We start from the raw sequence: 21,616 nt of genomic DNA, 5'->3' as shown, positions 1-21,616 counted from the left end.
CATCTGAGTGGCATTATGACTGAGTTTTTCGTTTAGTTAAAGTGACTCCGGCTGCGGGATACGCCGGCGGCAGATATTCCCGTCCGGAAAAAGCAGCGGACACCCGATCGTCGTTGTATTATCCGGGGGTATTTACCCGGTTTAAAAAAAAAGACGACCGGAGTCGTCTGAAATACATTCACTACTTATAGAGTTATTGGTAGTGTTCAGGATCCCGTTTACGGCGGTAACCGGGATCCTGAGTTGTTATCATTTTAATTTTGAATTAAATTTTACTATATAGTAAAAATGTCAGTAATGCCAGATGATATCACTATGAAATAGTGGATAAACCATCATTTACGGCAAAGGGAATACACAATAAGAATAATCAGATATATATTCTGAATAATCCGATTTTGGGTATCGGGTTATCCGGCACCACAGTATGATTTGTGTCTGCATGACAGGGCACTTACACTGTGCATCAGGGTCTGAGGTATTGTGCAGATAAACGGGAATTTAGGAGACTGGAGCAGATCATGAGGAAATGTATATGGCCGGGCGTTGCAGCCCTCAGCATGCTGATGTTTTCAGCACTGGCGTCAGCGGATTCACTGAGTGAGCAGCGTCAGCGCTATCAGGATGTCAAATCTGCTTGGGATGCCAATAATATGGCGGAAGTGGAACGCCTGATGCCGTCACTGCGGGACTATCCGCTCTATCCTTATCTGGAATACCGTGAACTGACACAGGACATGAGCCTGCTGACAGCCGGTCAGGTGAAACACTTTACGGATACCCATCCGAACCTGCCGTCAGCGGCAAGCCTGAAAAATAAATTTATCAGTGAGCTGGCCAAACGTAATGACTGGCAGGGGCTGGTCAGCTACAGCACGACTGTGCCGAAACCAGTCAGTGCGAAGTGTGACTATTATTATGCCAACTGGCAGACCGGAAACCGTCAGGTGGCACTGGACGGAGCGAAATCTGTCTGGCTGGCGGGAAATTCTCTGCCGTCCTCCTGCGATAAGTTATTTGATGTCTGGGATCAGTCCGGCGGACTGACACCGGAGCGTGTCCTTGAACGCATCAGTCTGGCGCTGAAAAACGGCAACTCCTCTCTGGTCAGTTATCTGGCAAAACGCCTGCCCGCCTCTTATCAAACCATCAGTAATGGTCTGATTAATTTACAGAAAAACCCGGCATCCGTGGTGACATTTGCTCAGCTGAGCCCGACGGATTTCACCCGCCAGGCCACGATTTCCGCTTTCTCCGCCTATGCCCGCAAATCACCGGATGCGGCGCGGGCTGATCTGAACAGTGTGGCACGCGCCCAGAAAATGAATGACAGCGAGCGTCAGCAACTGAAAGACGCCGTTGCGTGGCAATATATGGGGAGTGACGTGACAGATGAGCAGGCGGCCTGGCGTGATGAGGTGATTCAGGAAACCGATTCTGTCACTCTGCGCGAGCGCCGTGTGCGGCTGGCGCTGAGTAACGCGGATGACCGTGATCTGGATCGCTGGCTGACCCGGTTACCGGCGGACGCTCAGCAGAAAGAGGAATGGCAGTACTGGCGCGCGGTATTGCTGGAAAAAGGCGGCAATAAAGCGGCAGCAGATGCCATTCTGGAAAAAATCACTCAGGGTCGCGGGTTCTATCCGATGGTGGCGGCACAGCGTCTGGGTAAACCGTATGTCATGATGATTAATGCGGCGGACAAACCGGACAACAGCATCAGCAATCTGCCGGAAATTCAGCGTATCCGTGAGCTGCTGTACTGGCAGATGGAAGGGCTGGCCCGTACCGAGTGGCTGAATCTGGTGGACAGCCAGATACCGGCACGCAAAGCACAGCTGGCGCGTTATGCGCTGGAACAGGGCTGGGCGGATCTGAGTGTGCAGGCGACGATCAACGGCAAGTTGTGGGATCATCTGGAAGAGCGCTTCCCGCTGGCCTGGCAGAATGAGTTTGATGAGTTCACGCAAAATAAAAATATCAGCAAAAGCTATGCGATGGCGATAGCCCGTCAGGAAAGTGCCTGGAACCCGCAGGCTCGTTCACCGGTCGGCGCGACCGGACTGATGCAGCTGATGCCGGCAACGGCAAGCCAGACTGTCCGCGACAACGGCATTACGGATTACAGCAATACTGCGCAGCTGGTTAATCCGCGTAAAAATATTGAGATAGGCACGGCGTATCTCAACGGTGTGTATAACCAGTTTGGTCAGAACCGTATCCTGGCGAGTGCCGCTTATAACGCTGGCCCGAACCGGGTAACCCGCTGGCTGAGCAACAGTGGCGGGCGGCTGGATGCGGTTGCCTTTGTGGAAACCATTCCGTTTGCAGAAACCCGGGGTTATGTGAAGAATGTGCTGGCGTTTGATGTCTTTTATCAGAACTTCCTGAAGGGGCAGCGTCCGGCAGATGTGCTGACACCTTCCGAACAATCAATGCGTTACTGATCCTTCCCATCCGGCCCGGTTCAGCAGAAGACAGCTGCACCGGGCTTGTGTTATCCTAGGTGTACTAGTTAACGGGTACTTTTTGTACTCCCGATCCTATGGGGTGACACATGACGACAGACCAACTTCAGGACAGCGACTGGCAGCGCTTTGTCAGCCTGCTGCGCAACGCCTATTCACAGGATATTGAATCCCACCTTTTTCAGCTGCTGTTTACCCCGGATGAGCGCACAGCGCTGGGAACACGTGTGCGGATCGTCGAGGAACTGCTGCGCGGTAAGATGAGCCAGCGTGAGCTGAAAAGTGAGCTGGGGGTCGGCATTGCGACCATCACCCGCGGCTCCAACAGCCTGAAATATGCTCCGGAAGAGGTGAAAGCCTGGCTGGAGCAGGAACTCCTCAGCAGCAAAAAATAACTCAGCGGTTCTGCCGCCGGTACGTTGTCAGGGAAATGCCGGTTTCCCGTCTGAAATAGCGGCACAGGTAGGACGGATCATCAAAGTGCAGTTTGTCTGCGATTTGCTCCACTGACAGCGTGCTGTAACGCAGGAGTGTCTTGATTTCAGGGATAACCCGGCGGTTGATCAGTGACTTGGGTGAATGATTGAAAAACGTTCCGGTCAGCTGTGACAGATAAAACGGCGTAATATTTAACTGCCGCGCATAGTACTGCACATCCCTGTGTTCCCGGCTGTGGCGGCAGATAAGTTCCCAGAACCGCCAGCACAGCGTCTCTTTCCGGCTGTATTTTTGTGTGGTTGCCGGGGCATCCGGCGGCATTCTTTCCGCTATCCGCAAAAACAGATTCTGTAAATGATTACGCTGCATAATATGCCGGTAAACCGGGCTGTTGCGGGTGATATCCTGCATTTGTGCCAGCCACATTGTCAGCAGCGGTTTTTCCTCCGGCAGCGGGATGCAGCGGGGATATTCATGCAGAAACAGAAACAGCGGATTCGGCAGGACATAAGCGATTTCGGCAGAGAAGGAGGCCGGGATCAGGCAAAAAAACACACGGAATCCCCGCGAGCGCCTTTTCAGCAGTGCGATCGTATCTTCCGCCAGCACCAGAATACCCCCTGCCCGCACAGCCTGAGATTTAAAATTCAGCGTCATATGCGCGTATCCCGTCCGGCAGATCATCAGGGTGAGATACGCATTTCCGAAGGTCAGCGGCACGCCGTTGTGATCGGTCAGTGTGCTTTCCCCTGTCAGCAATGTGTCTGTTTCTTCCGTCAGCACCGGAATCTGGTCTGTCAGTGTAATATCGTGAGTTGCCATTTTTGCCATCCAAAAGCAGATATCAGAGGAAATTTATCACAATAGTTTTCAAAAGTACCGAAAGTGCGGAGGTTTGTTGCTTACCGCCGGTCTGACGTCAGGCTACACTTCCCGTCATCACAGAGAGAGCCGCTGAGGCTGAATGTATAACTGAAGTAAGGTAAGCCGTATGACATTAGAAACAGAACGTATGATTTTGCGCCCGTGGGCAGAAACCGATGCCGCCGATTTATATGACGTGGCGAAAGATGACCGTGTCGGCCCGATAGCCGGCTGGCCGCCGCACAGCTGCGTTGCGGAAAGTGCGGATATTATCCGCACCGTCTTTAACCTTGATGAGGTTTATGCCACGGAACTGAAAGCGAGCGGACGGGCGGTGGGATGCATCGGGATTCTGATCGGTGAAAACAGCAACTTTGATATCAGTCAGCGGGAAGGGGAGATCGCCTACTGGATTGGTGTGCCGTACTGGGGACAGGGGCTGATCCCGGAAGCGGTCAGGGAAGTGATGCGCCATGCATTTGAAACCCTGGAGCTGGAGGCACTGTGGTGCGGCTATTTTGAAAACAATGAACAGTCACACCGCGCACAGGCCAAATGCGGGTTCCGTCATCATCATACGGAAGAGAACAAATTTAATCCGTTCCTGAATGATTACCGGACTGAACATATCAGCCGCATTACGCGGGAAGAGTGGCTGGCACAGCCGTAATGGTGCTGGGAAGGTCGCCGGGCCGGTAATTACCGGTCCGGTTTTTCAGATCAGGATTCTTTGGTGTTCAGGGACTTATAAATTTCGTGCTGGATAGGCACCAGCGCCAGGATAATCGCCTGCTCATAGACACTGGTCCGGGTCAGCGCGCCACCGGTGAAGAAACCGATCGCCCCGCCTTTTTGTTTGATATCTTCGACCCCGGTCAGGTCAGCCATTTCATCACCCAGCTCACGGCCTTCACGGATCCCCGCAAGAATTTTTTCCGGCAGCATCAGACTGGCGGAACGGGATTCCCCGCGCAGCTGGCGGTGCTCGATAACAATCCAGGCAAAGGTCATATCGCCTTCAATACCTGCCTCAACACCAACCCAGAAATCGGCTTCCGGTCTGACCTGACGGGCGGCATTGACGCGCTGGCGGGCGCCGGTACGGGTCTCGGTGTTCCCGATAGGCTGCTGCGGCACACTGCTGTCCACATTCACATCTTCAATATCAAAATTGCCGTTACCCAGTACCACTTCAAAAGCGGAACGGATAGCCTGAATTTTAGCCGGATTAGTCGTTGCTGCGATAATATGAAACATGATAATTAAACTATCCACGTAATTATGTTTGCCGCAGTATAGCGAATATTGACGGCTTTCCGCAGATTTTTTTAGACGGTGCCGTGCGGTGAAAGCGTTTCAGGGATAAAGCGTGATCCCGGGAATGTTTTTACGGTATGGTAGCGGGGTAATCAGACTTTCACACAGTAAAAACAGAGATTGATAGTTATGTCACAGGTATTTCTTGTCCGTCACGGTGAAACTGAATGGAACGTTCAGCGCCGTATCCAGGGTCATTCTGACAGCCCGTTAACACAAAATGGTATCGATCAGGCGAAGCAGGTTGCCGCGCGTCTGAAAAATGAAGGGATCACCCATATTATTGCCAGTGATCTGGGCCGCACACAGCAGACCGCGAAACTGATCGCAGAAGCCTGCGGTTGTGAGATTATTGCGGATCCGCGTCTGCGTGAGCTCAATATGGGCGTGCTGGAAAAGCGTCAGATCCATACCCTGACCGAAGAAGAAGAGGGCTGGCGTAAAAGCCTGCTTAACGGCGCGGAAGACGGGCGGATCCCGGAAGGGGAATCGCTCGCGGAGCTGGAAAGCCGTATGCGGGCGGCGCTGGAAAGCACCCTGGATCTGCCGGAGGGCAGCAAAGTCCTGCTGGTCAGTCACGGTATTGCGCTGGGATGCCTGATTGGCTCTGTGCTGGGGCTGCCTGCGTATGCGGAACGCCGTCTGCGTCTGCGTAACTGTTCGTTATCCGTACTGGAGTATCAGGAAAGCCCGTGGCTGGCGGATGGCTGGGTGGTTGAGACGGCCGGTGACACCACACATCTGAGTCTTCCGGCGCTGGATGAAGTACAGCGCTGAGTAAAACGGTAAATCAGACACCGCCCGGGTGAACAAGACACCACCACCGGCGGCGGTGTTTGTTCTGCGGCAGTGATTACTGCGGATCGCGTCTGACAGGAATGTAGTACTTAAATTCCTCAATATGACGGCGCGGATCGGTATCATCCACATCAGCCACATCCGGATACCGGATATCGGCACCTTTCTTCAGCTTATACCGCTCAATATCATAACCGCGGCGGCGGGTGATCCCCAGGCGCGGCACACACTGACCATAAATGGTGAACAGGAAATCCTGTATGGCGCTGCGGTAAGGAATACCGCTGAAGGTAAAGCAGAGATATTCCCCGCCCGGCATCTCCATTTCGCGGACATTTTCCTCAGTTGTGAAGGCGGCAAATTCACTTGCAACGGCGGTAGTATATGTCACCGTCTGCTCATCTTCTTTATCCGGATTGCGGGTGGTGCGGTACAGCCCGTACACATAATCCGGAATGATTTTCGCCACGGAAACATGATGCAGCCAGAACTCCTGACGCATATGGGTACAAGCGGTAGCCCAGTCTTCCAGACGGTGGGAACAGCTGTGCTCAATTCCGGTAACGGCAAGCGGCGGCAGTGTGACAAACTCATGTTCCGGCATCGGGGTATCATCGAGAAGAATCGCGGAACAAATTCCGTCAGAGCACCAATCATCAAGACGGCGGTACAGTGCCGGTGTTTTATTAAACTGTTTCTTGAATGCGCGGGTAAAGGTTTGCTGAGAATCGAAACGATACTGTAAGGCGATATCTAAAATAGGACGGGCAGTCAGCCGCAGTGCAATGGCTGCGCGTGATAAACGGCGGGCGCGGATGTAAGCGCCGATGGCTTCACCGGTAACGTCCTTGAACATACGTTGTAAATGCCACTTGGAGTAGCCTGCCTTCGCAGCGACGTTATCGAGGGAAAGTGGCTGATCTAAATGCTCATCTAACCAACGGAGTAAATCGCGAATGATGCTGGTCTGATCCATACATCTCCCTTATTGGATTGATGAAGTTCTGAAAGAGATATAACGAATTTATATTCTAACCTGAGTGATTATCAACAAGATAATCATTTACCAATTATTACTTTTGGCCGGAAAAATGTTTTAAGAACAGGGCGACTGTCATAAACTGGTAAGATGGATTATCTTTAAAATCATACAATTTTCAAATGGTTTTCTTGGGCTATTAATATTATGAATCAGACTCACCGGTCTATACTGGGAATTATCACAGCTATTTCATTGAGTTCGTTATCCTTTTTGAGCCATGCTGAAGAAATCGGCTCTGTGGACACCGTATTCAAAATTCTGGGGCCGGATCACAAGATTGTGGTGGAAGCCTTTGATGATCCGGATGTGGAAAATATTACCTGCTACCTGAGCCGGGCAAAAACCGGCGGGATAAAAGGCGGGCTGGGTCTGGCGGAAGATACCTCTGATGCCGCGATTTCCTGTCAGCAGGTCGGGCCGGTTACAGTCAGTGATAAAGTGAAAAAAGGCCGTAAAGATAAAGGCCAGGTGGTGTTCCAGAAACGGACATCCATGGTATTCAAAAAGTTACAAGTGGTTCGTTTCTATGATGAGAAACGTCATGCGCTGATTTATCTGACTTATTCAGACAAAGTGGTCGATGGCTCGCCGAAGAATGCGCTGAGTGCGGTGCCGATTATACCGTGGAACAAATAACCGGATAACAGCAACAACAAATCCCCGGTGGTGCTCGGCATCACCGGGGATTTCGTATATACGTTACCGCAGCGGAAGATTACTCTTCGAGGTCGCCGCAGAACCGGTAACCTTCGCCGTGAATGGTGGCGATGATTTCCGGCGTATCCGGTGTGGACTCGAAATGCTTACGGATACGGCGGATGGTGACATCCACGGTACGGTCATGCGGTTTCAGTTCACGGCCGGTCATTTTCTTGAGCAGTTCAGCACGGGTCTGAATTTTGCCCGGATTCTCACAGAAGTGCAGCATTGCACGGAACTCACTGCGCGGCAGCTTGTACTGTTCGCCGGTTGGTCCGATTAATGAGCGGCTGTTGATATCCAGTTCCCAGCCGTTGAACTTGTAACTTTCCACACTGCGGCGCTCTTCGCTGCCACCGGCCAGATTCATGGTCCGTGACAGTAAGTTGCGTGCGCGGATAGTCAGTTCACGCGGGTTAAACGGCTTGGTGATGTAGTCATCAGCACCGATTTCCAGACCGAGGATTTTATCCACTTCATTATCACGGCCGGTTAAGAACATCAGTGCCACGTTTGCCTGTTCGCGGAGCTCACGCGCCAGCAACAGACCATTTTTTCCCGGGAGGTTGATGTCCATGATAACCAAATTGATATCATGGTCTGACAGCACATTGTGCATCTCTGCACCGTCAGTGGCTTCATGTACCACGTAACCCTCTGCTTCGAAAATACTTTTCAGGGTGTTACGGGTGACGATTTCATCTTCAACAATTAAAATATGCGGGGTTTGCATAGTCGCTACCTAAATTACTTAGAATAATAAGAAATCTGATTATCTGCCTGTGTAACCGGTGCCGGTATCGTTGTGGTTATGTCCGGCACATCACCACAGACAGAAAAAAATCTTGTTCAGACCGCATTTTAACAATCACTCAACTCAGAACGTAAGGAATTGAAACGATTCGTACCAATATTAGTCTATTAACACCAATATAACAGCAACCCAATCATTTACCATCCGGAAATCTAACCTTTGTTGATACATATCAAAATCAATTGTAGCACGTTAACACAATTTTCAATTGTTAATTGCCGGTTTTAATGATTGTCAAATAAATAGAAATACAATGTTAAGCATTATATCTGACTTGTCTGATTATTGTACATTTTTCTGCCGGGTAAACAGCGAAAAACGCAACCTGTATGATAAAAGTGAAAAAATACAGAAACTCCTGGTTCTGTAAAATTAAATGCCGGTTGATGAGATGATAACGGCGTTAATTTGCCGTAATTTCTTTTTATACTGATATGTGATCAGATTCAAATTGTCTGATTCTGCGGGCAAATCTGAAGAATAATTTGACATCAACCTGCCTTTCCTTTAACCGTAATAGGGTTAACCAGACAAATGACAGACAGGAACCCCATGCGTAATCACAGCCTGACCATGATTATTATTACCACCACCACCACCATTACCACCGGCGGTGCGGGCTGACGCATATCTGAATCACGAAAAAAGCCCGCACAATGACTGTGCGGGCTTTTTTTTTGGACTAAAAACGGCAGGAGCAGGTGACACATGCGTGTACTTAAATTTGGCGGCACATCCGTGGCAAACGCGGATCGTATACTGAACATCGCAGGCATTGCGGAGAAAAAACTCGCACAGGGACAGCTCGCCATGGTGCTTTCCGCACCGGCGAAAATCACTAATTACTTAGTGGCGATGGTGGAGCAGACCGTCAGCGGGCAGGAAGCAAACACCCTGGTACACGATGCCGCCGCGATCCTCGGCGCGATTCTGGACGGGCTGCGCGATGCGGTGCCGGGCTTTGAATATGACCGGCTGAAGCATGAAACAGAGCAGGAAATCAGCCGGATCCGCCGGGTATTGCATGGCGTGTCACTGCTGGGACAGTGTCCGGACGGCATCAATGCCAATATGATCAGCTGCGGTGAGCGTTTTTCTATCGCCGTGATGGCATCACTGCTGAAAGCCCGCGGCCATAAAGTGACGGTGATTGACCCGGTGGCGAATCTGCTGGCGGTTGGCGGTTATCTCGAATCCACTGTCGATATTAATGAATCAACAAAACGCATTGCAGCGCTGAATATTCCGTCTGACCACATCATTCTGATGGCGGGATTCACCGCCGGTAATGAAAACGGCGAGCTGGTGGTGCTGGGACGTAACGGCTCTGATTATTCCGCAGCGGTACTGGCGGCGTGTCTGCGAGCGGCCTGCTGTGAGATCTGGACTGACGTGGACGGTGTGTATACCTGTGATCCGCGTTTTGTCCCGGATGCCCGTCTGCTGAAAGGCATGTCGTATCAGGAGGCGATGGAGCTTTCCTATTTTGGGGCAAAAGTCCTGCATCCGCGCACTATTGCGCCGATTGCTCAGTTCCAGATCCCGTGCCTGATTAAAAACACGCTCAATCCGGACGCGCCGGGCACGCTGATCGGCGACGGTCAGCGGGATGACAGCCTGCCGGTGAAGGGGATCACCAACCTGAATAATATGGCGATGTTTAACGTCTCCGGGCCGGGCATGAAAGGGATGGTCGGGATGGCAGCGCGGGTGTTTACGGTGATGTCCCGCCGCAATATTTCTATCGTACTGATTACTCAGTCTTCTTCCGAATACAGCATCAGTTTCTGTGTGGCGCAGAAAGATAAGGCGCGCACTCAGCAGGCGCTGGAAGAGGAATTTTATCTGGAGCTGAAAGAGGGCGTGCTCGACCCGCTGGACGTGCTGGATAACCTGGCGATTGTCTCCGTGGTCGGGGACGGTATGCGGACACTCAAAGGAATTTCCGCCCGGTTCTTCTCAGCACTGACCCGCGCCAATATCAATATCATTGCGATTGCGCAGGGCTCATCCGAGCGTTCCATTTCTGCGGTGGTGGATAATGATCTCGCGGCGGCGGGTGTGCGCCTGTGTCACCAGATGCTGTTTAACACTGACCGCATTGTGGAGGTGTTTGTGGTGGGCACCGGCGGGGTCGGCAGTGCGCTGCTGGAGCAGATCCGCCGCCAGCAGGCATGGCTGAAAGCCCGGAGTATCGACCTGCGCGTGTGCGGTATCGCCAACTCAAAAGCGATGCTGACCAATATGCGCGGCATTGATTTGCAGGACTGGCATCAGTCGCTGGCGCAGGCCAAAGAGCCGTTCAGCCTTAGCCGTCTGATCCGCCTGGAAAAAGAATATCACTTCCTCAACCCGGTGATTGTGGACTGTACGTCGAATGAGGAAATCGCCCTGCAATATGCGGATTTCCTGAAGGACGGTTTCAACGTGGTGACGCCGAACAAAAAAGCCAACACCCTGTCGATGGATTATTACCATGAACTGCGCAGTGCGGCAGCGGCATCAAAACGTCAGTTCCGTTATGACACCAACGTCGGTGCCGGGCTGCCGGTGATCGAAAACCTGCAAAACCTGCTCAATGCGGGGGATGAGCTGGTTCAGTTCAGCGGTATTCTGTCCGGTTCGCTCTCCTTTATTTTCGGTATGCTGGATGAAGGGATGTCACTGTCTGAGGCAACAGCGGCGGCGAAAGCCAAAGGCTTTACCGAGCCGGATCCGCGTGATGATCTCTCCGGGATGGATGTGGCGCGTAAGCTGCTGATCCTGGCCCGTGAAGCGGGGCTCTCCCTCGAATTAGCGGATATTGAGGTGGATTCTGTGCTGCCGCCGGACTTTGATGCCTCCGGGGATGTGAACACCTTTATGGCGAATCTGCCGTCACTGGATGCGGCCTTTGCTGCGCGTGTGGGGAAAGCCGCAGAAGCAGGGCGCGTTTTACGCTATGTTGGCATTATCGATCACGGCCGCTGTCAGGTGAAAATCACGGAAGCAGACGGCAATGATCCGCTGTATAAAGTGAAAAACGGCGAGAACGCCCTGGCGTTTTATACCCGCTACTATCAGCCGATTCCGCTGGTACTGCGTGGTTACGGCGCGGGGAATGATGTGACAGCGGCAGGGGTATTTGCGGATGTGCTGCGGACAATGTCATGGAAACTGGGAGTGTAAAACGTGATAAAAATTTATGCACCGGCGTCAATCGGGAATGTGAGTGTGGGGTTCGATGTGCTGGGTGCGGCAGTGTCTCCGGTCAGCGGGGCACTGCTCGGCGACTGTGTGTCCATCGCGAAGGCAGAGACGTTTTCACTCAGAAACCGCGGGCGTTTTGCCGGGAAGCTGCCGGTGAACCCGAAGCACAATATTGTGTATCAGTGCCGTGAACGGTTCAGTGAGATCATTCATGATGATCTGCCGGTCGCCATGGTGCTGGAAAAAAATATGCCGGTAGGCTCGGGGCTGGGCTCCAGCGCCTGCTCGGTGGTAGCCGCGCTGGTGGCACTGAACGAATATACCGGCAGACCGCTGGATGAAATGACGCTGCTGCGCCTGATGGGCGAGATGGAAGGGCGTATCTCCGGCAGTGTGCATTATGACAATGTCGCACCTTGTTTCCTGGGCGGATTACAGCTCAATATTGAAACCGGTGACAGCGTCAGCCAGACGGTGCCGGGGTTTGAACACTGGTACTGGGTGATGGCGTATCCCGGCATCAAAGTCTCCACGGCACAGGCACGGGCGATTTTACCGGCGACCTATTCACGGGCGGATATTGTCAGCCACGGGCGCAACCTGGCCGGGTTTATCCACGCCTGTCATACCGGACAGGCGGATCTGGCAGCAGAGATGATCCGTGATGTGGTGGCAGAGCCGTACCGCCGTGAATTATTACCGAATTTTGATGCGGTCCGTGAGCAGGTGCTTGCACGCGGCGCGAAGGCATGCGGCATCTCCGGCTCGGGGCCGACCCTGTTTGCGGTCTGTGACAGCAAATCAGCGGCAGAGCAGGTGGCGGATGTCTTTAACACACAGTATTTGCAGAACAGCGAAGGGTTTGTCCATCTGTGCCGTCTCGATCTCAAAGGCGCACGTCAGATAAGTGCATAAAGGTAAAAAATGGAACTGTACAATTTAAAAGATGAGAGTGAAAAAGTCAGTTTTGCACAGGCGGTAAAACAGGGGCTGGGGCGCGGACAGGGACTGTTCTTCCCGCGTGAGATCCCGTTTTTTGAACCGGCGGAAATGGATAAGCTGCTGGCGATGGATTTTGTCAGCCGCAGCACCGCCATTCTGCATGCCCTGATTGGTGATGAAATTCCGGAAGCTGAGCTGGCAGCGCGTGTCCGTGCCGCCTTTGCCTTCCCGGCACCGCTCAATCCGGTGGAGCCGGATGTGGCCTGTCTGGAGCTGTTTCACGGCCCGACACTGGCATTCAAAGATTTCGGCGGGCGTTTTATGGCCCAGGCGCTGGCAGCGGTTGCCGGTGACAAACCGGTCACTATTCTGACCGCGACTTCCGGGGATACCGGTGCGGCAGTTGCACACGCCTTTTACGGCCTGAAAAACGTGCAGGTGGTGATCCTTTATCCGCAGGGGAAAATCAGTCCGTTACAGGAAAAACTGTTCTGTACTCTCGGCGGCAATATTCACACCGTGGCGGTGCAGGATGATTTCGATGCCTGTCAGGCACTGGTGAAACAGGCATTTGATGATGATGAACTGAAACAGACGCTGCATCTGAACTCGGCAAACTCCATTAATATCAGCCGTCTGCTGGCACAAATCTGTTATTACTTTGAAGCGGTGGCACAGGTTCCGGCGGAAAAACGCGGTGAACTGGTGTTTTCGGTGCCGAGTGGCAACTTCGGTGACCTGACCGCCGGGGTGCTGGCGAAAGCGATGGGGCTGCCGGTGAAACGCTTTATCGCCGCGACCAATGCCAACGACACGGTGCCGCGCTATCTGGCGGACGGGCAGTGGAAACCGGCGGCGACCGTGGCAACGTTATCCAACGCCATGGACGTCAGCCAGCCGAATAACTGGCCGCGTATTGAGGCGCTGTTTGCGCGTGAAGGCTGGTCTCTGAAAGAGCTGCGTTCCGGTGCGGTAAGTGATGATGAAACCCGGGAAACCCTGCGCGATCTGGCTGCGAAAGGCTATATTTCCGAGCCGCATGCCGCGATTGCCTATCGTTTGCTGCGCAGTGATTTGCAGCCGGGTGAGTACGGTATTTTCCTCGGCACAGCGCATCCGGCCAAATTCCTGGAGAGTGTGGAAGCGATTCTGGGCAGTAAACTGCCGTTACCGGCAGAACTGGCGGAACGCGCTGATTTGCCGCTGCTGTCAGCGGTATTACCGGCGGATTTTGCCGCGCTGCGGGACTATCTGCTGAAGACGGTGGAGCCGTAACTTCCTGTCAGTTATGTGAGAAGACTGCGCCACGGATGGCGCAGTTGAATTATCCTGCGGTTATGCTGCGTGGTGTTCCGGTCGTGTAAACACCAGTTCCCGTTCACCGGACTGGCTTTCGTCAAAACGGTAACCGTCGAGGTTAAATTCCGTCAGCTGAGACGGCTGCGTCAGGCGGTTCTGAATAATAAACCGGCTCATCAGGCCGCGCGCTTTCTTCGCATAGAAGCTGATCACTTTGTACTTGCCGTTTTTCTCATCGAGGAAAACCGGTTTGATAATCACCGCATTCAGTTTCGCCGGCTTCACCGCTTTAAAGTATTCATCAGAGGCTAGATTGACCAGCACATTATCACCCTGTGCAGCCAGTGCCTGATTCAGATTGTCCGTAATAATATCCCCCCAGAACGCATACAGATCGTTGCCGCGCGGATTGGCGAGTTTTGTTCCCATTTCCAGGCGGTAAGGCTGCATCAGATCCAGCGGGCGCAGCACGCCGTACAGGCCGGAGAGCATACGCAGATGCTGCTGGGCGAAATCAAAATCGTCCTCACTGAAGGTTTCCGCCTGCATCCCGGTATACACATCCCCTTTAAATGCCAGAATCGCCTGGCGGGCATTGTCCGGCGTGAAATCCGGCTGCCACTCCCCGAAACGGGCAGCATTCAGTCCGGCCAGCTTATCACTGATATGCATCAGCGAGCCGATATCCGCCGGGGTCAGTTTGCGGCAGGTTTCCATCAGCGCTTCTGACTGCGCCAGCAGCGCTGGCTGTGTATGGCGTTCAGTGGCTAACGGGCTGTCATAGTCGAGGGTTTTGGCAGGGGAAATAGTCAGCAGCATGGTCGGCTCCGGTCTGATATTGTCATTATTAACGGTACTCTACCAAAAAAAAGCACAGAGCGGGCAAATCACTGTAATCGGTGACAGGCTCAAAACAGGAGACACTCCGGATTACCGCAGAATAACGGCGGACCACCGGTGCGGCACCGGATTTTCCCTGCTTGCGCGGCGGGCTGTCCGTGATATTATCAGGTGCAGTTGCGGCATATTGCCATCTGTACTCGTTATACTTCAGGGTTACCGGGTGTTGACTACGCAAAGTTCACCGGCAGGCATCCCGAATTATTCCGGGTATCTTCTGACATAAGATGAGAGACGAAAATGACCGATAAATTAACTTCCCTGCGTAATCTGACCACGGTCGTGGCCGATACCGGTGACATCGAAGCGATGAAACTGTATAAACCACAGGATGCCACCACCAACCCTTCTCTGATCCTCAATGCGGCGCAGATTCCGGAGTACCGTAAGTTAATTGATGATGCGGTGACCTGGGCGCGTGCGCAGAGCGATTCACGTGAACAGCAGATTATCGATGCCGGTGACAAACTGGCGGTGAATATCGGTCTGGAGATCCTGAAACTGATCCCTGGTCGCATCTCCACAGAAGTGGATGCCCGTCTCTCTTATGACACGCAGGCAAGTATCGCCAAAGCAAAACGTCTCATCAAACTGTATAACGATGCCGGTATCAGCAATGATCGTATCCTGATCAAACTGGCTTCCACCTGGCAGGGTATCCGCGCGGCGGAGCAGCTGGAAAAAGAAGGCATCAACTGTAACCTGACACTGCTGTTCTCCTTTGCTCAGGCGCGTGCCTGCGCGGAAGCAGGTGTATACCTGATTTCACCGTTTGTCGGCCGTATCCTCGACTGGTACAAAGCAAACAGTGACAAGAAAGAGTTCGCACCGGCAGAAGATCCGGGCGTGATTTCAGTGACTGAAATCTACAACTACTACAAAGAGCACGGCTACAAAACCGTGGTTATGGGTGCAAGCTTCCGTAACTCAGGTGAAATCCTGGAACTGGCCGGTTGTGACCGCCTGACCATCGCCCCTGCACTGCTGAAAGAGCTGTCAGAAGCGACCGGTGCGGTTGAACGCAAACTGGAATACAAAGGTGAAGTGAAAGCGCGTCCTGCACCGCTGACAGAAGCTGAGTTCTACTGGGGTCACCACAGTGATGCAATGGCAACCGAGAAACTGGCGGATGGTATCCGTAAGTTTGCGGTAGACCAGGGCAAACTGGAAAAAATGATCGCCGATTTGCTGTAATCGTTATAATACAGTCAGATACAGAGGGCAGCCGGCAGGCTGCCTTTTTTGTTTCCGGCGGCAATGCTATGCTGTGCCCCGGAGTCAAAATGACGTTGAGGTGACTATGAACAATGTGTTGCGCATCGGTCTTGTCTCGGTTTCTGACCGCGCATCCGGTGGTATTTATGAAGATAAAGGCATTCCGGCCTTACAGGCATGGCTGGAAAAAACCATCACCACGCCTTTTCAGACAGAAACCCGCCTGATCCCGGATGAAGAAGCGATGATCAGCCAGACGCTGTGCGAGCTGGTGGATGAATTCGGCTGCCATCTGGTGCTGACAACCGGCGGAACCGGCCCGGCGCGGCGTGATGTGACTCCGGATGCAACACTGGCGGTGGCGGATCGTGAAATGCCGGGTTTCGGCGAGCAGATGCGTCAGATCAGCCTGAAATTTGTGCCGACGGCAATCTTATCCCGCCAGGTGGGGGTGATCCGCAATCAGTCGCTGATCCTCAATCTGCCGGGTCAGCCGAAAGCTATCGCTGAGACCCTGGAAGGGCTGAAAGATGAAAACGGCAACGTGATGGTTTCCGGTATTTTTGCAAGTGTACCGTATTGTATACAATTGCTCGACGGGCCTTACATTGAAACTGACCCTGAAATTGTCGCGGCGTTTCGTCCGAAATCAGCAATAAAGCCGCAGTAATACTGCGTTTTCAGCATAAAATAAAAAACATTCCCCCGGACACCTTTCTTGTCCTATGATGCGGTTATCCGTTTATGTAAAGTAAAGATAACAGCAATGTAAAGACAGGAAAGGTGAACCCATGGCACAGACCATTCCCCGGACACTCAACCGGCAGGATTATAAAACACTCTCTCTCGCGGCCCTGGGCGGCGCACTCGAATTCTACGACTTTATTATTTTCATCTTTTTTGCCGTCACTATCGGCAAACTGTTCTTCCCGCCGGATATCCCCGCGTGGCTGGTGCAGATGCAGACCTTCGGGATCTTTGCTGCCGGTTATCTGGTGCGCCCGCTGGGCGGTATTGTAATGGCACATTTCGGTGACCTGGTCGGGCGTAAAAAAATGTTCTCCCTCAGTATTCTGCTGATGGCGGTGCCGACACTCTGTATCGGCCTGCTGCCGACCTATGAATCTATCGGTATTGCCGCGCCGTTACTGCTTTTATTAATGCGTGTGATGCAGGGGGCGGCGATCGGCGGGGAAGTACCGGGTGCCTGGGTATTTGTCTCCGAGCATGTGCCGAAGCACCGTATCGGTATTGCCTGCGGCACGCTGACGGCGGGGCTGACAGTCGGTATCCTGCTCGGCTCGCTGGTGGCCATGATGATGGCGACACGCTTTACTGAAGCGCAGCAGCTGGCCTGGGGCTGGCGTGTACCGTTCTTCCTCGGGGGGATTTTCGGCTTTGTGGCACTGTATCTGCGCCGCTGGCTGGCGGAAACGCCGATCTTTCAGGAGATGAAACAGCAAAAAGCACTGGCGAAAGAGTTGCCGCTGAAAACCGTGGTGGTGAATCACAAAGAAGCGATTGTGATCTCCATGCTGCTGACCTGGTTGCTCTCCGCCGGGGTTGTGGTGGTGATCCTGCTGACACCGGCGTATTTACAGACTGAATTCGGTCTGGCGAAAGCGGTGGTGTCTGTTGCTAATATGACCGCGATTCTGGCGCTGTGCGCCGGGTGTCTGGTGGCGGGTTATCTGTGTGACAAATTGGGCGCCTCTGTGGTCTTTACCGTCGGCAGTCTGCTGCTGGCAGTCTGCACCGGCTATTTTTATCTGACTGCCGGTGAGCCGGGCACACCGCTGTCGCTGACCTACGGACTGGCCGGATTCAGTGTCGGCGTGGTGGGGGCGGTGCCGTTTGTGATGGTGAACAGCTATCCGGCGGAGATCCGCTTCAGCGGTATTTCGTTCTCCTACAATCTTTCTTATGCCATTTTCGGCGGACTGACGCCGGTGGTGGTCACGCTGTTCCTGAAATGGACACCGCTGGCACCGGCGTATTATATGCTGGGGCTTTCGCTGATCGGCCTGTTACTGGGGCTGTATATGGGGAAAGCGGCGGTACGTCAGCGGATGATGGTGTTCAGCTCCTGATATCTCCTGCATTGTGCTGTGTGAATGCCGTGCTGATATGACTGTCAGCGCGGCATTTTTCAGTGTTTCATCATTTTCTTTTAAATAATCTGTTTTTTTTTCATTTTCCCCTTGATGAATGTATTTATGGCCCCATCTACTTGTCATCGGAAACTGAAACTCAGTTGAATCCCCTTTAACGCTGCGGGTGTCCGGTACCGCCGGAAAGGTTCCGGGTAACGGGTGAGTGAAAAATTTTTTCTTGAAAAGTGAAAATTGAACCTCATATACATGGGTAGCGTAAGACGAACAGAATTATTCGGAGGCCTTTAGATGGGTAAAATTATTGGTATCGACTTAGGTACAACTAACTCTTGTGTTGCTGTAATGGATGGTAATCAGGCACGTGTCCTGGAGAACGCAGAAGGCGATCGCACAACGCCGTCAATTATTGCGTATACACAGGATGGTGAAATCCTGGTCGGTCAGCCGGCAAAACGTCAGGCTGTTACCAACCCGCAGAACACACTGTTTGCAATCAAACGTCTGATTGGTCGTCGTTTTGACGATGAAGAAGTGCGCCGCGATATGAACATCATGCCGTACAAAATTGTCAGCTCTGATAACGGCGACGCATGGGTGGAAGCAAAAGGCCAGAAAATGGCACCACCACAGGTTTCTGCTGAAGTCCTGAAAAAAATGAAGAAAACCGCTGAAGATTATCTCGGCGAGCCGGTAACCGAAGCGGTTATCACCGTACCTGCTTACTTTAACGATGCTCAGCGTCAGGCAACCAAAGATGCCGGCCGTATCGCAGGTCTGGATGTAAAACGTATTATCAACGAACCGACTGCAGCGGCACTGGCTTACGGCCTTGACCGTGAAGTGGGTAACCGTACTATCGCGGTCTTCGACCTCGGTGGTGGTACTTTCGATATCTCCATCATCGAAATCGATGAAGTTGACGGCGAAAAAACCTATGAAGTGCTGGCAACGAACGGCGACACCCACTTAGGGGGTGAAGACTTCGACAGCCGCATGATCAACTATCTGGTTGAAGAGTTTAAGAAAGAACAGGGTATCGATCTGCGTAACGACCCGCTGGCAATGCAGCGTCTGAAAGAAGCTGCCGAGAAAGCAAAAATCGAGCTTTCTTCCGCACAGCAGACTGACGTTAACCTGCCGTACATCACGGCGGACGCGACCGGTCCTAAACACATGAACATTAAAGTGACCCGTGCGAAACTGGAATCACTGGTTGAAGATCTGGTTAAACGCTCTATGGACCCGGTCAAAGTTGCATTACAGGATGCCGGCCTGTCAGTGAATGACATCAATGATGTTATCCTGGTCGGTGGTCAGACCCGTATGCCGCTGGTTCAGAAAACCGTTGCTGATTTCTTCGGTAAAGAACCACGTAAAGACGTGAACCCGGACGAAGCTGTGGCTGTTGGTGCTGCGGTACAGGGCGGTGTGTTAGGTGGTGATGTTAAAGACGTGCTGCTGCTGGACGTTACCCCGCTGTCTCTGGGTATCGAAACCATGGGCGGCGTGATGACTCCGCTGATTGCGAAGAACACCACTATCCCGACCAAACACAGCCAGGTGTTCTCCACAGCGGAAGACAACCAGTCTGCGGTAACTATCCATGTTCTGCAGGGTGAGCGTAAACGTTCCGGTGACAACAAATCGCTGGGTCAGTTTAACCTGGATGGTATTCAGGCTGCACCACGCGGTATGCCGCAGATCGAAGTCACCTTTGACATCGATGCCGACGGTATCCTGCATGTGTCCGCGAAAGACAAAAACAGCGGCCGTGAGCAGAACATCACCATCAAGGCTTCTTCCGGTCTGAACGAGGAAGAGATCCAGAAAATGGTACGTGATGCGGAAGCGAACGCCGAAGCTGACCGTAAGTTCGAAGAGCTGGTTCAGGTCCGTAACCAGGCCGATCAGCTGGTTCACGCTACCCGTAAACAGATCGAAGAAGCGGGCGACAAACTGCCGGGCGACGATAAAGTGAAAATCGAGCAGGCGGTGAGTGAGCTGGAGATCGCAGCGAAAGGCGAAGATAAAGCGGCTATCGAAGAGAAAACGAAAGCCCTGATCGATGCCTCTGCCAAACTGATGGAAATTGCCCAGCAGCAGGCGCAGGCAGGTGCAGCAGGTGCTGATGCCGCGCAGGATGCAGGTAAAAATGATGATGTTGTTGATGCTGAATTCGAAGAAGTTGACGACAGCAAAGACAAAAAATAAGGCCCTTAGCGGGCGCGGTGATGACTGTTATTAATCACTGAAAACCGGCACGGGCGTTGAGGAAACTCTGCGCCCGTGTGCTTGTGTTAAGGGACAAAACGGATGGCAAAAAAAGATTACTACGAGGTGTTGGGCGTCTCGAAATCTGCGGATGACAAAGAGATTAAAAAAGCCTACAAACGCCTTGCGATGAAATATCACCCTGACCGTAATCAGGGCGATAAAGACGCGGAAGATAAATTCAAAGAAGTAAAAGAAGCATACGAGATCCTTACCGACGCACAGAAACGTGCGGCTTATGACCAGTACGGCCACGCGGCATTTGAGCAGGGCGGTATGGGCGGTGGCGGCGGATTTGGCGGCGGCGGTTTCGGCGGTGCTGACTTCGGTGATATCTTTGGTGACGTCTTCGGTGATATTTTTGGTGGTGGTCGCCGTCAGCAACGCGCGGCACGCGGAGCAGACCTGCGTTACAACATCGAACTGACCCTTGAAGAAGCGGTTCGTGGTGTGACCAAAGAGATCCGTATTCCGACCCTGGAGACCTGTGATAAATGTCACGGCAGCGGGGCGAAAGAAGGTACTGAGCCGCAGGAATGTCCGACCTGTCACGGTATGGGCCAGGTGCAGATGCGCCAGGGCTTCTTTGCGGTGCAGCAGGCGTGTCCGACCTGTCACGGCCGCGGCAAAATCATCAAAGATCCGTGCAGCAAATGTCATGGTCACGGGCGTGTTGAACGCTATAAAACCCTGTCAGTCAAAATCCCTGCAGGGATGGACAGCGGTGACCGTATCCGTCTGACCGGTGAAGGTGAAGCAGGCGAAATGGGGGCTCCGGCAGGCGATCTGTATGTCGAGGTTCACGTCCGCCAGCACAATATCTTCGAGCGTGACGGCAGCAATCTCTACTGTGAAGTGCCGATTGGCTTTACCGTTGCGGCGCTGGGCGGTGAGATTGAAGTTCCGACACTGGACGGGCGCGTTAAGCTGAAAATCCCGGCAGAAACCCAGACCGGCAAACTGTTCCGCATGAAAGGCAAAGGTGTCAGACCGGCGCGCGGCGGAATGCAGGGCGACCTGATGTGCCGTGTGGTGGTGGAAACCCCGGTGAAACTGAGCGAAAAACAGAAAGCACTGTTACGTGAGTTCGGTGAATCCGTAGATGGTCAGAGCGGTCACAACAACACCCCGAAAGCAAAACGCTTCTTTGACGGCGTGAAAAAATTCTTTGATGACCTGACCAAATAAGTCACTGTCAGATAAGTGATATCAAAACCGGCCGGAAAATTTTTCCGGTCGGTTTTTT

19 protein-coding genes and 1 other annotated feature are annotated in these 21,616 nt (G+C 52.8%); of the genes, 14 read left to right on the top strand and 5 right to left on the bottom strand.

From position 1 onward, the window contains the following. Positions 1 to 521 precede the first annotated feature (521 nt). Together sltY and trpR are read left to right on the top strand one after the other, a co-directional pair. The gene (sltY, locus tag ACF8OF_RS03910; RefSeq protein ID WP_392495776.1) at positions 522 to 2,447 is read left to right on the top strand and encodes a murein transglycosylase; all 1,926 of its coding nucleotides are present in this window, start codon (positions 522 to 524) and stop codon (positions 2,445 to 2,447) included. Between the two features lie 110 nt (positions 2,448 to 2,557). Continuing rightward, positions 2,558 to 2,863 carry a trp operon repressor gene (gene trpR, locus ACF8OF_RS03905; RefSeq protein WP_072872023.1) on the top strand — a complete coding sequence of 102 codons (306 nt, stop codon included), beginning with the start codon at positions 2,558 to 2,560 and terminating at the stop codon, positions 2,861 to 2,863. A 1-nt stretch (position 2,864) separates the two neighbouring features. Here trpR and ACF8OF_RS03900 read toward each other — a convergent pair whose 3' ends face one another. Beyond that, complete coding sequence (locus ACF8OF_RS03900) at positions 2,865 to 3,728, bottom strand: helix-turn-helix domain-containing protein (protein ID WP_392495774.1); 864 nt, start codon at positions 3,726 to 3,728, stop codon at positions 2,865 to 2,867. 169 nt (positions 3,729 to 3,897) lie between these two features. Between ACF8OF_RS03900 and ACF8OF_RS03895 the strand changes: the two genes are divergently transcribed. Further along, a complete protein-coding gene (locus tag ACF8OF_RS03895) occupies positions 3,898 to 4,440 on the top strand; it encodes a GNAT family N-acetyltransferase (RefSeq protein ID WP_392495773.1) in 543 nt (180 codons plus the stop codon). A gap of 50 nt (positions 4,441 to 4,490) precedes the next feature. Here the strand turns inward: ACF8OF_RS03895 and yjjX are convergent, their stop codons facing one another. Next, positions 4,491 to 5,027 (bottom strand): inosine/xanthosine triphosphatase, encoded by a 537-nt coding sequence (gene yjjX / locus ACF8OF_RS03890; RefSeq protein ID WP_004237108.1) that lies wholly within the window; start codon positions 5,025 to 5,027, stop codon positions 4,491 to 4,493. 189 nt (positions 5,028 to 5,216) lie between these two features. Here yjjX and gpmB point away from each other — a divergent pair, with 189 nt between their 5' ends. After that, the gene (gpmB, locus tag ACF8OF_RS03885; RefSeq protein WP_262882631.1) at positions 5,217 to 5,864 is read left to right on the top strand and encodes a 2,3-diphosphoglycerate-dependent phosphoglycerate mutase GpmB; all 648 of its coding nucleotides are present in this window, start codon (positions 5,217 to 5,219) and stop codon (positions 5,862 to 5,864) included. A 76-nt stretch (positions 5,865 to 5,940) separates the two neighbouring features. On the opposite strand, the gene robA is transcribed toward gpmB, so the two are convergent. Beyond that, entirely contained in the window at positions 5,941 to 6,861 is a 921-nt protein-coding gene (gene robA / locus ACF8OF_RS03880) for an MDR efflux pump AcrAB transcriptional activator RobA (protein ID WP_279797425.1), read from the bottom strand. A gap of 210 nt (positions 6,862 to 7,071) precedes the next feature. Here robA and creA point away from each other — a divergent pair, with 210 nt between their 5' ends. Beyond that, on the top strand, positions 7,072 to 7,563 hold the full coding sequence (gene creA, locus ACF8OF_RS03875) for a protein CreA (RefSeq protein ID WP_139294275.1): 492 nt from the start codon (positions 7,072 to 7,074) through the stop codon (positions 7,561 to 7,563). A 79-nt stretch (positions 7,564 to 7,642) separates the two neighbouring features. On the opposite strand, the gene arcA is transcribed toward creA, so the two are convergent. Next, positions 7,643 to 8,359 (bottom strand): two-component system response regulator ArcA, encoded by a 717-nt coding sequence (gene arcA, locus ACF8OF_RS03870; RefSeq protein ID WP_004237112.1) that lies wholly within the window; start codon positions 8,357 to 8,359, stop codon positions 7,643 to 7,645. A gap of 615 nt (positions 8,360 to 8,974) precedes the next feature. Here arcA and thrL point away from each other — a divergent pair. From thrL to thrC, 4 genes are all read left to right on the top strand, one after another. Continuing rightward, the gene (gene thrL / locus ACF8OF_RS03865; RefSeq protein WP_146749693.1) at positions 8,975 to 9,064 is read left to right on the top strand and encodes a thr operon leader peptide; all 90 of its coding nucleotides are present in this window, start codon (positions 8,975 to 8,977) and stop codon (positions 9,062 to 9,064) included. Beyond that, positions 9,006 to 9,119 (top strand) — a sequence feature (Thr leader region). Its footprint overlaps the gene before it by 59 nt. Before the next feature lie 29 nt (positions 9,120 to 9,148). Next, positions 9,149 to 11,608, top strand: a complete 2,460-nt coding sequence (thrA, locus tag ACF8OF_RS03860; protein ID WP_392495772.1) for a bifunctional aspartate kinase/homoserine dehydrogenase I — start codon at positions 9,149 to 9,151, stop codon at positions 11,606 to 11,608. 3 nt (positions 11,609 to 11,611) lie between these two features. Then, entirely contained in the window at positions 11,612 to 12,544 is a 933-nt protein-coding gene (gene thrB, locus ACF8OF_RS03855; RefSeq protein ID WP_274370522.1) for a homoserine kinase, read from the top strand. A 9-nt stretch (positions 12,545 to 12,553) separates the two neighbouring features. Beyond that, the gene (gene thrC / locus ACF8OF_RS03850; protein ID WP_279797416.1) at positions 12,554 to 13,846 is read left to right on the top strand and encodes a threonine synthase; all 1,293 of its coding nucleotides are present in this window, start codon (positions 12,554 to 12,556) and stop codon (positions 13,844 to 13,846) included. Positions 13,847 to 13,906: 60 nt separating this feature from the next. Here thrC and yaaA read toward each other — a convergent pair whose 3' ends face one another. Next, on the bottom strand, positions 13,907 to 14,689 hold the full coding sequence (yaaA, locus tag ACF8OF_RS03845) for a peroxide stress protein YaaA (RefSeq protein ID WP_279797413.1): 783 nt from the start codon (positions 14,687 to 14,689) through the stop codon (positions 13,907 to 13,909). A gap of 321 nt (positions 14,690 to 15,010) precedes the next feature. On the opposite strand from yaaA, the gene tal reads away from it, so the two are divergent. The 5 genes from tal to dnaJ all read left to right on the top strand — a co-directional run bounded on the left by tal (position 15,011) and on the right by dnaJ (position 21,558). Then, positions 15,011 to 15,964 carry a transaldolase gene (tal, locus tag ACF8OF_RS03840; protein ID WP_004237118.1) on the top strand — a complete coding sequence of 318 codons (954 nt, stop codon included), beginning with the start codon at positions 15,011 to 15,013 and terminating at the stop codon, positions 15,962 to 15,964. A 106-nt stretch (positions 15,965 to 16,070) separates the two neighbouring features. Then, positions 16,071 to 16,655, top strand: a complete 585-nt coding sequence (gene mog / locus ACF8OF_RS03835) for a molybdopterin adenylyltransferase (protein ID WP_025153833.1) — start codon at positions 16,071 to 16,073, stop codon at positions 16,653 to 16,655. 121 nt (positions 16,656 to 16,776) lie between these two features. Continuing rightward, positions 16,777 to 18,075, top strand: a complete 1,299-nt coding sequence (locus tag ACF8OF_RS03830; RefSeq protein WP_262859007.1) for an MFS transporter — start codon at positions 16,777 to 16,779, stop codon at positions 18,073 to 18,075. A gap of 312 nt (positions 18,076 to 18,387) precedes the next feature. After that, the gene (gene dnaK, locus ACF8OF_RS03825; protein ID WP_004242128.1) at positions 18,388 to 20,310 is read left to right on the top strand and encodes a molecular chaperone DnaK; all 1,923 of its coding nucleotides are present in this window, start codon (positions 18,388 to 18,390) and stop codon (positions 20,308 to 20,310) included. Positions 20,311 to 20,412: 102 nt separating this feature from the next. After that, entirely contained in the window at positions 20,413 to 21,558 is a 1,146-nt protein-coding gene (gene dnaJ / locus ACF8OF_RS03820) for a molecular chaperone DnaJ (RefSeq protein ID WP_072872036.1), read from the top strand. Positions 21,559 to 21,616: the final 58 nt, after the last annotated feature.

The organism is Morganella sp. TYF_1 (assembly GCF_043105645.1).
Lineage (GTDB): Bacteria > Pseudomonadota > Gammaproteobacteria > Enterobacterales > Enterobacteriaceae > Morganella > Morganella morganii_B.
This window is presented reverse-complemented; position numbering and strand designations above follow the sequence as displayed.

Excerpts from the sequence above, each read along its gene's own strand:
- creA (WP_139294275.1), top strand. The coding sequence starts at position 7,072 with ATGAATCAGACTCACCGGTCTATACTGGGAATTATCACAGCTATTTCA.
- mog (WP_025153833.1), top strand. The coding sequence starts at position 16,071 with ATGAACAATGTGTTGCGCATCGGTCTTGTCTCGGTTTCTGACCGCGCA.
- ACF8OF_RS03895 (WP_392495773.1), top strand. The coding sequence starts at position 3,898 with ATGACATTAGAAACAGAACGTATGATTTTGCGCCCGTGGGCAGAAACC.
- tal (WP_004237118.1), top strand. The coding sequence starts at position 15,011 with ATGACCGATAAATTAACTTCCCTGCGTAATCTGACCACGGTCGTGGCC.
- dnaK (WP_004242128.1), top strand. The coding sequence starts at position 18,388 with ATGGGTAAAATTATTGGTATCGACTTAGGTACAACTAACTCTTGTGTT.
- yaaA (WP_279797413.1), bottom strand. The coding sequence starts at position 14,689 with ATGCTGCTGACTATTTCCCCTGCCAAAACCCTCGACTATGACAGCCCG.
- ACF8OF_RS03830 (WP_262859007.1), top strand. The coding sequence starts at position 16,777 with ATGGCACAGACCATTCCCCGGACACTCAACCGGCAGGATTATAAAACA.
- robA (WP_279797425.1), bottom strand. The coding sequence starts at position 6,861 with ATGGATCAGACCAGCATCATTCGCGATTTACTCCGTTGGTTAGATGAG.
- ACF8OF_RS03900 (WP_392495774.1), bottom strand. The coding sequence starts at position 3,728 with ATGGCAACTCACGATATTACACTGACAGACCAGATTCCGGTGCTGACG.
- thrA (WP_392495772.1), top strand. The coding sequence starts at position 9,149 with ATGCGTGTACTTAAATTTGGCGGCACATCCGTGGCAAACGCGGATCGT.
- thrL (WP_146749693.1), top strand. The coding sequence starts at position 8,975 with ATGACAGACAGGAACCCCATGCGTAATCACAGCCTGACCATGATTATT.
- thrC (WP_279797416.1), top strand. The coding sequence starts at position 12,554 with ATGGAACTGTACAATTTAAAAGATGAGAGTGAAAAAGTCAGTTTTGCA.
- arcA (WP_004237112.1), bottom strand. The coding sequence starts at position 8,359 with ATGCAAACCCCGCATATTTTAATTGTTGAAGATGAAATCGTCACCCGT.
- dnaJ (WP_072872036.1), top strand. The coding sequence starts at position 20,413 with ATGGCAAAAAAAGATTACTACGAGGTGTTGGGCGTCTCGAAATCTGCG.
- gpmB (WP_262882631.1), top strand. The coding sequence starts at position 5,217 with ATGTCACAGGTATTTCTTGTCCGTCACGGTGAAACTGAATGGAACGTT.
- sltY (WP_392495776.1), top strand. The coding sequence starts at position 522 with ATGAGGAAATGTATATGGCCGGGCGTTGCAGCCCTCAGCATGCTGATG.
- trpR (WP_072872023.1), top strand. The coding sequence starts at position 2,558 with ATGACGACAGACCAACTTCAGGACAGCGACTGGCAGCGCTTTGTCAGC.
- yjjX (WP_004237108.1), bottom strand. The coding sequence starts at position 5,027 with ATGTTTCATATTATCGCAGCAACGACTAATCCGGCTAAAATTCAGGCT.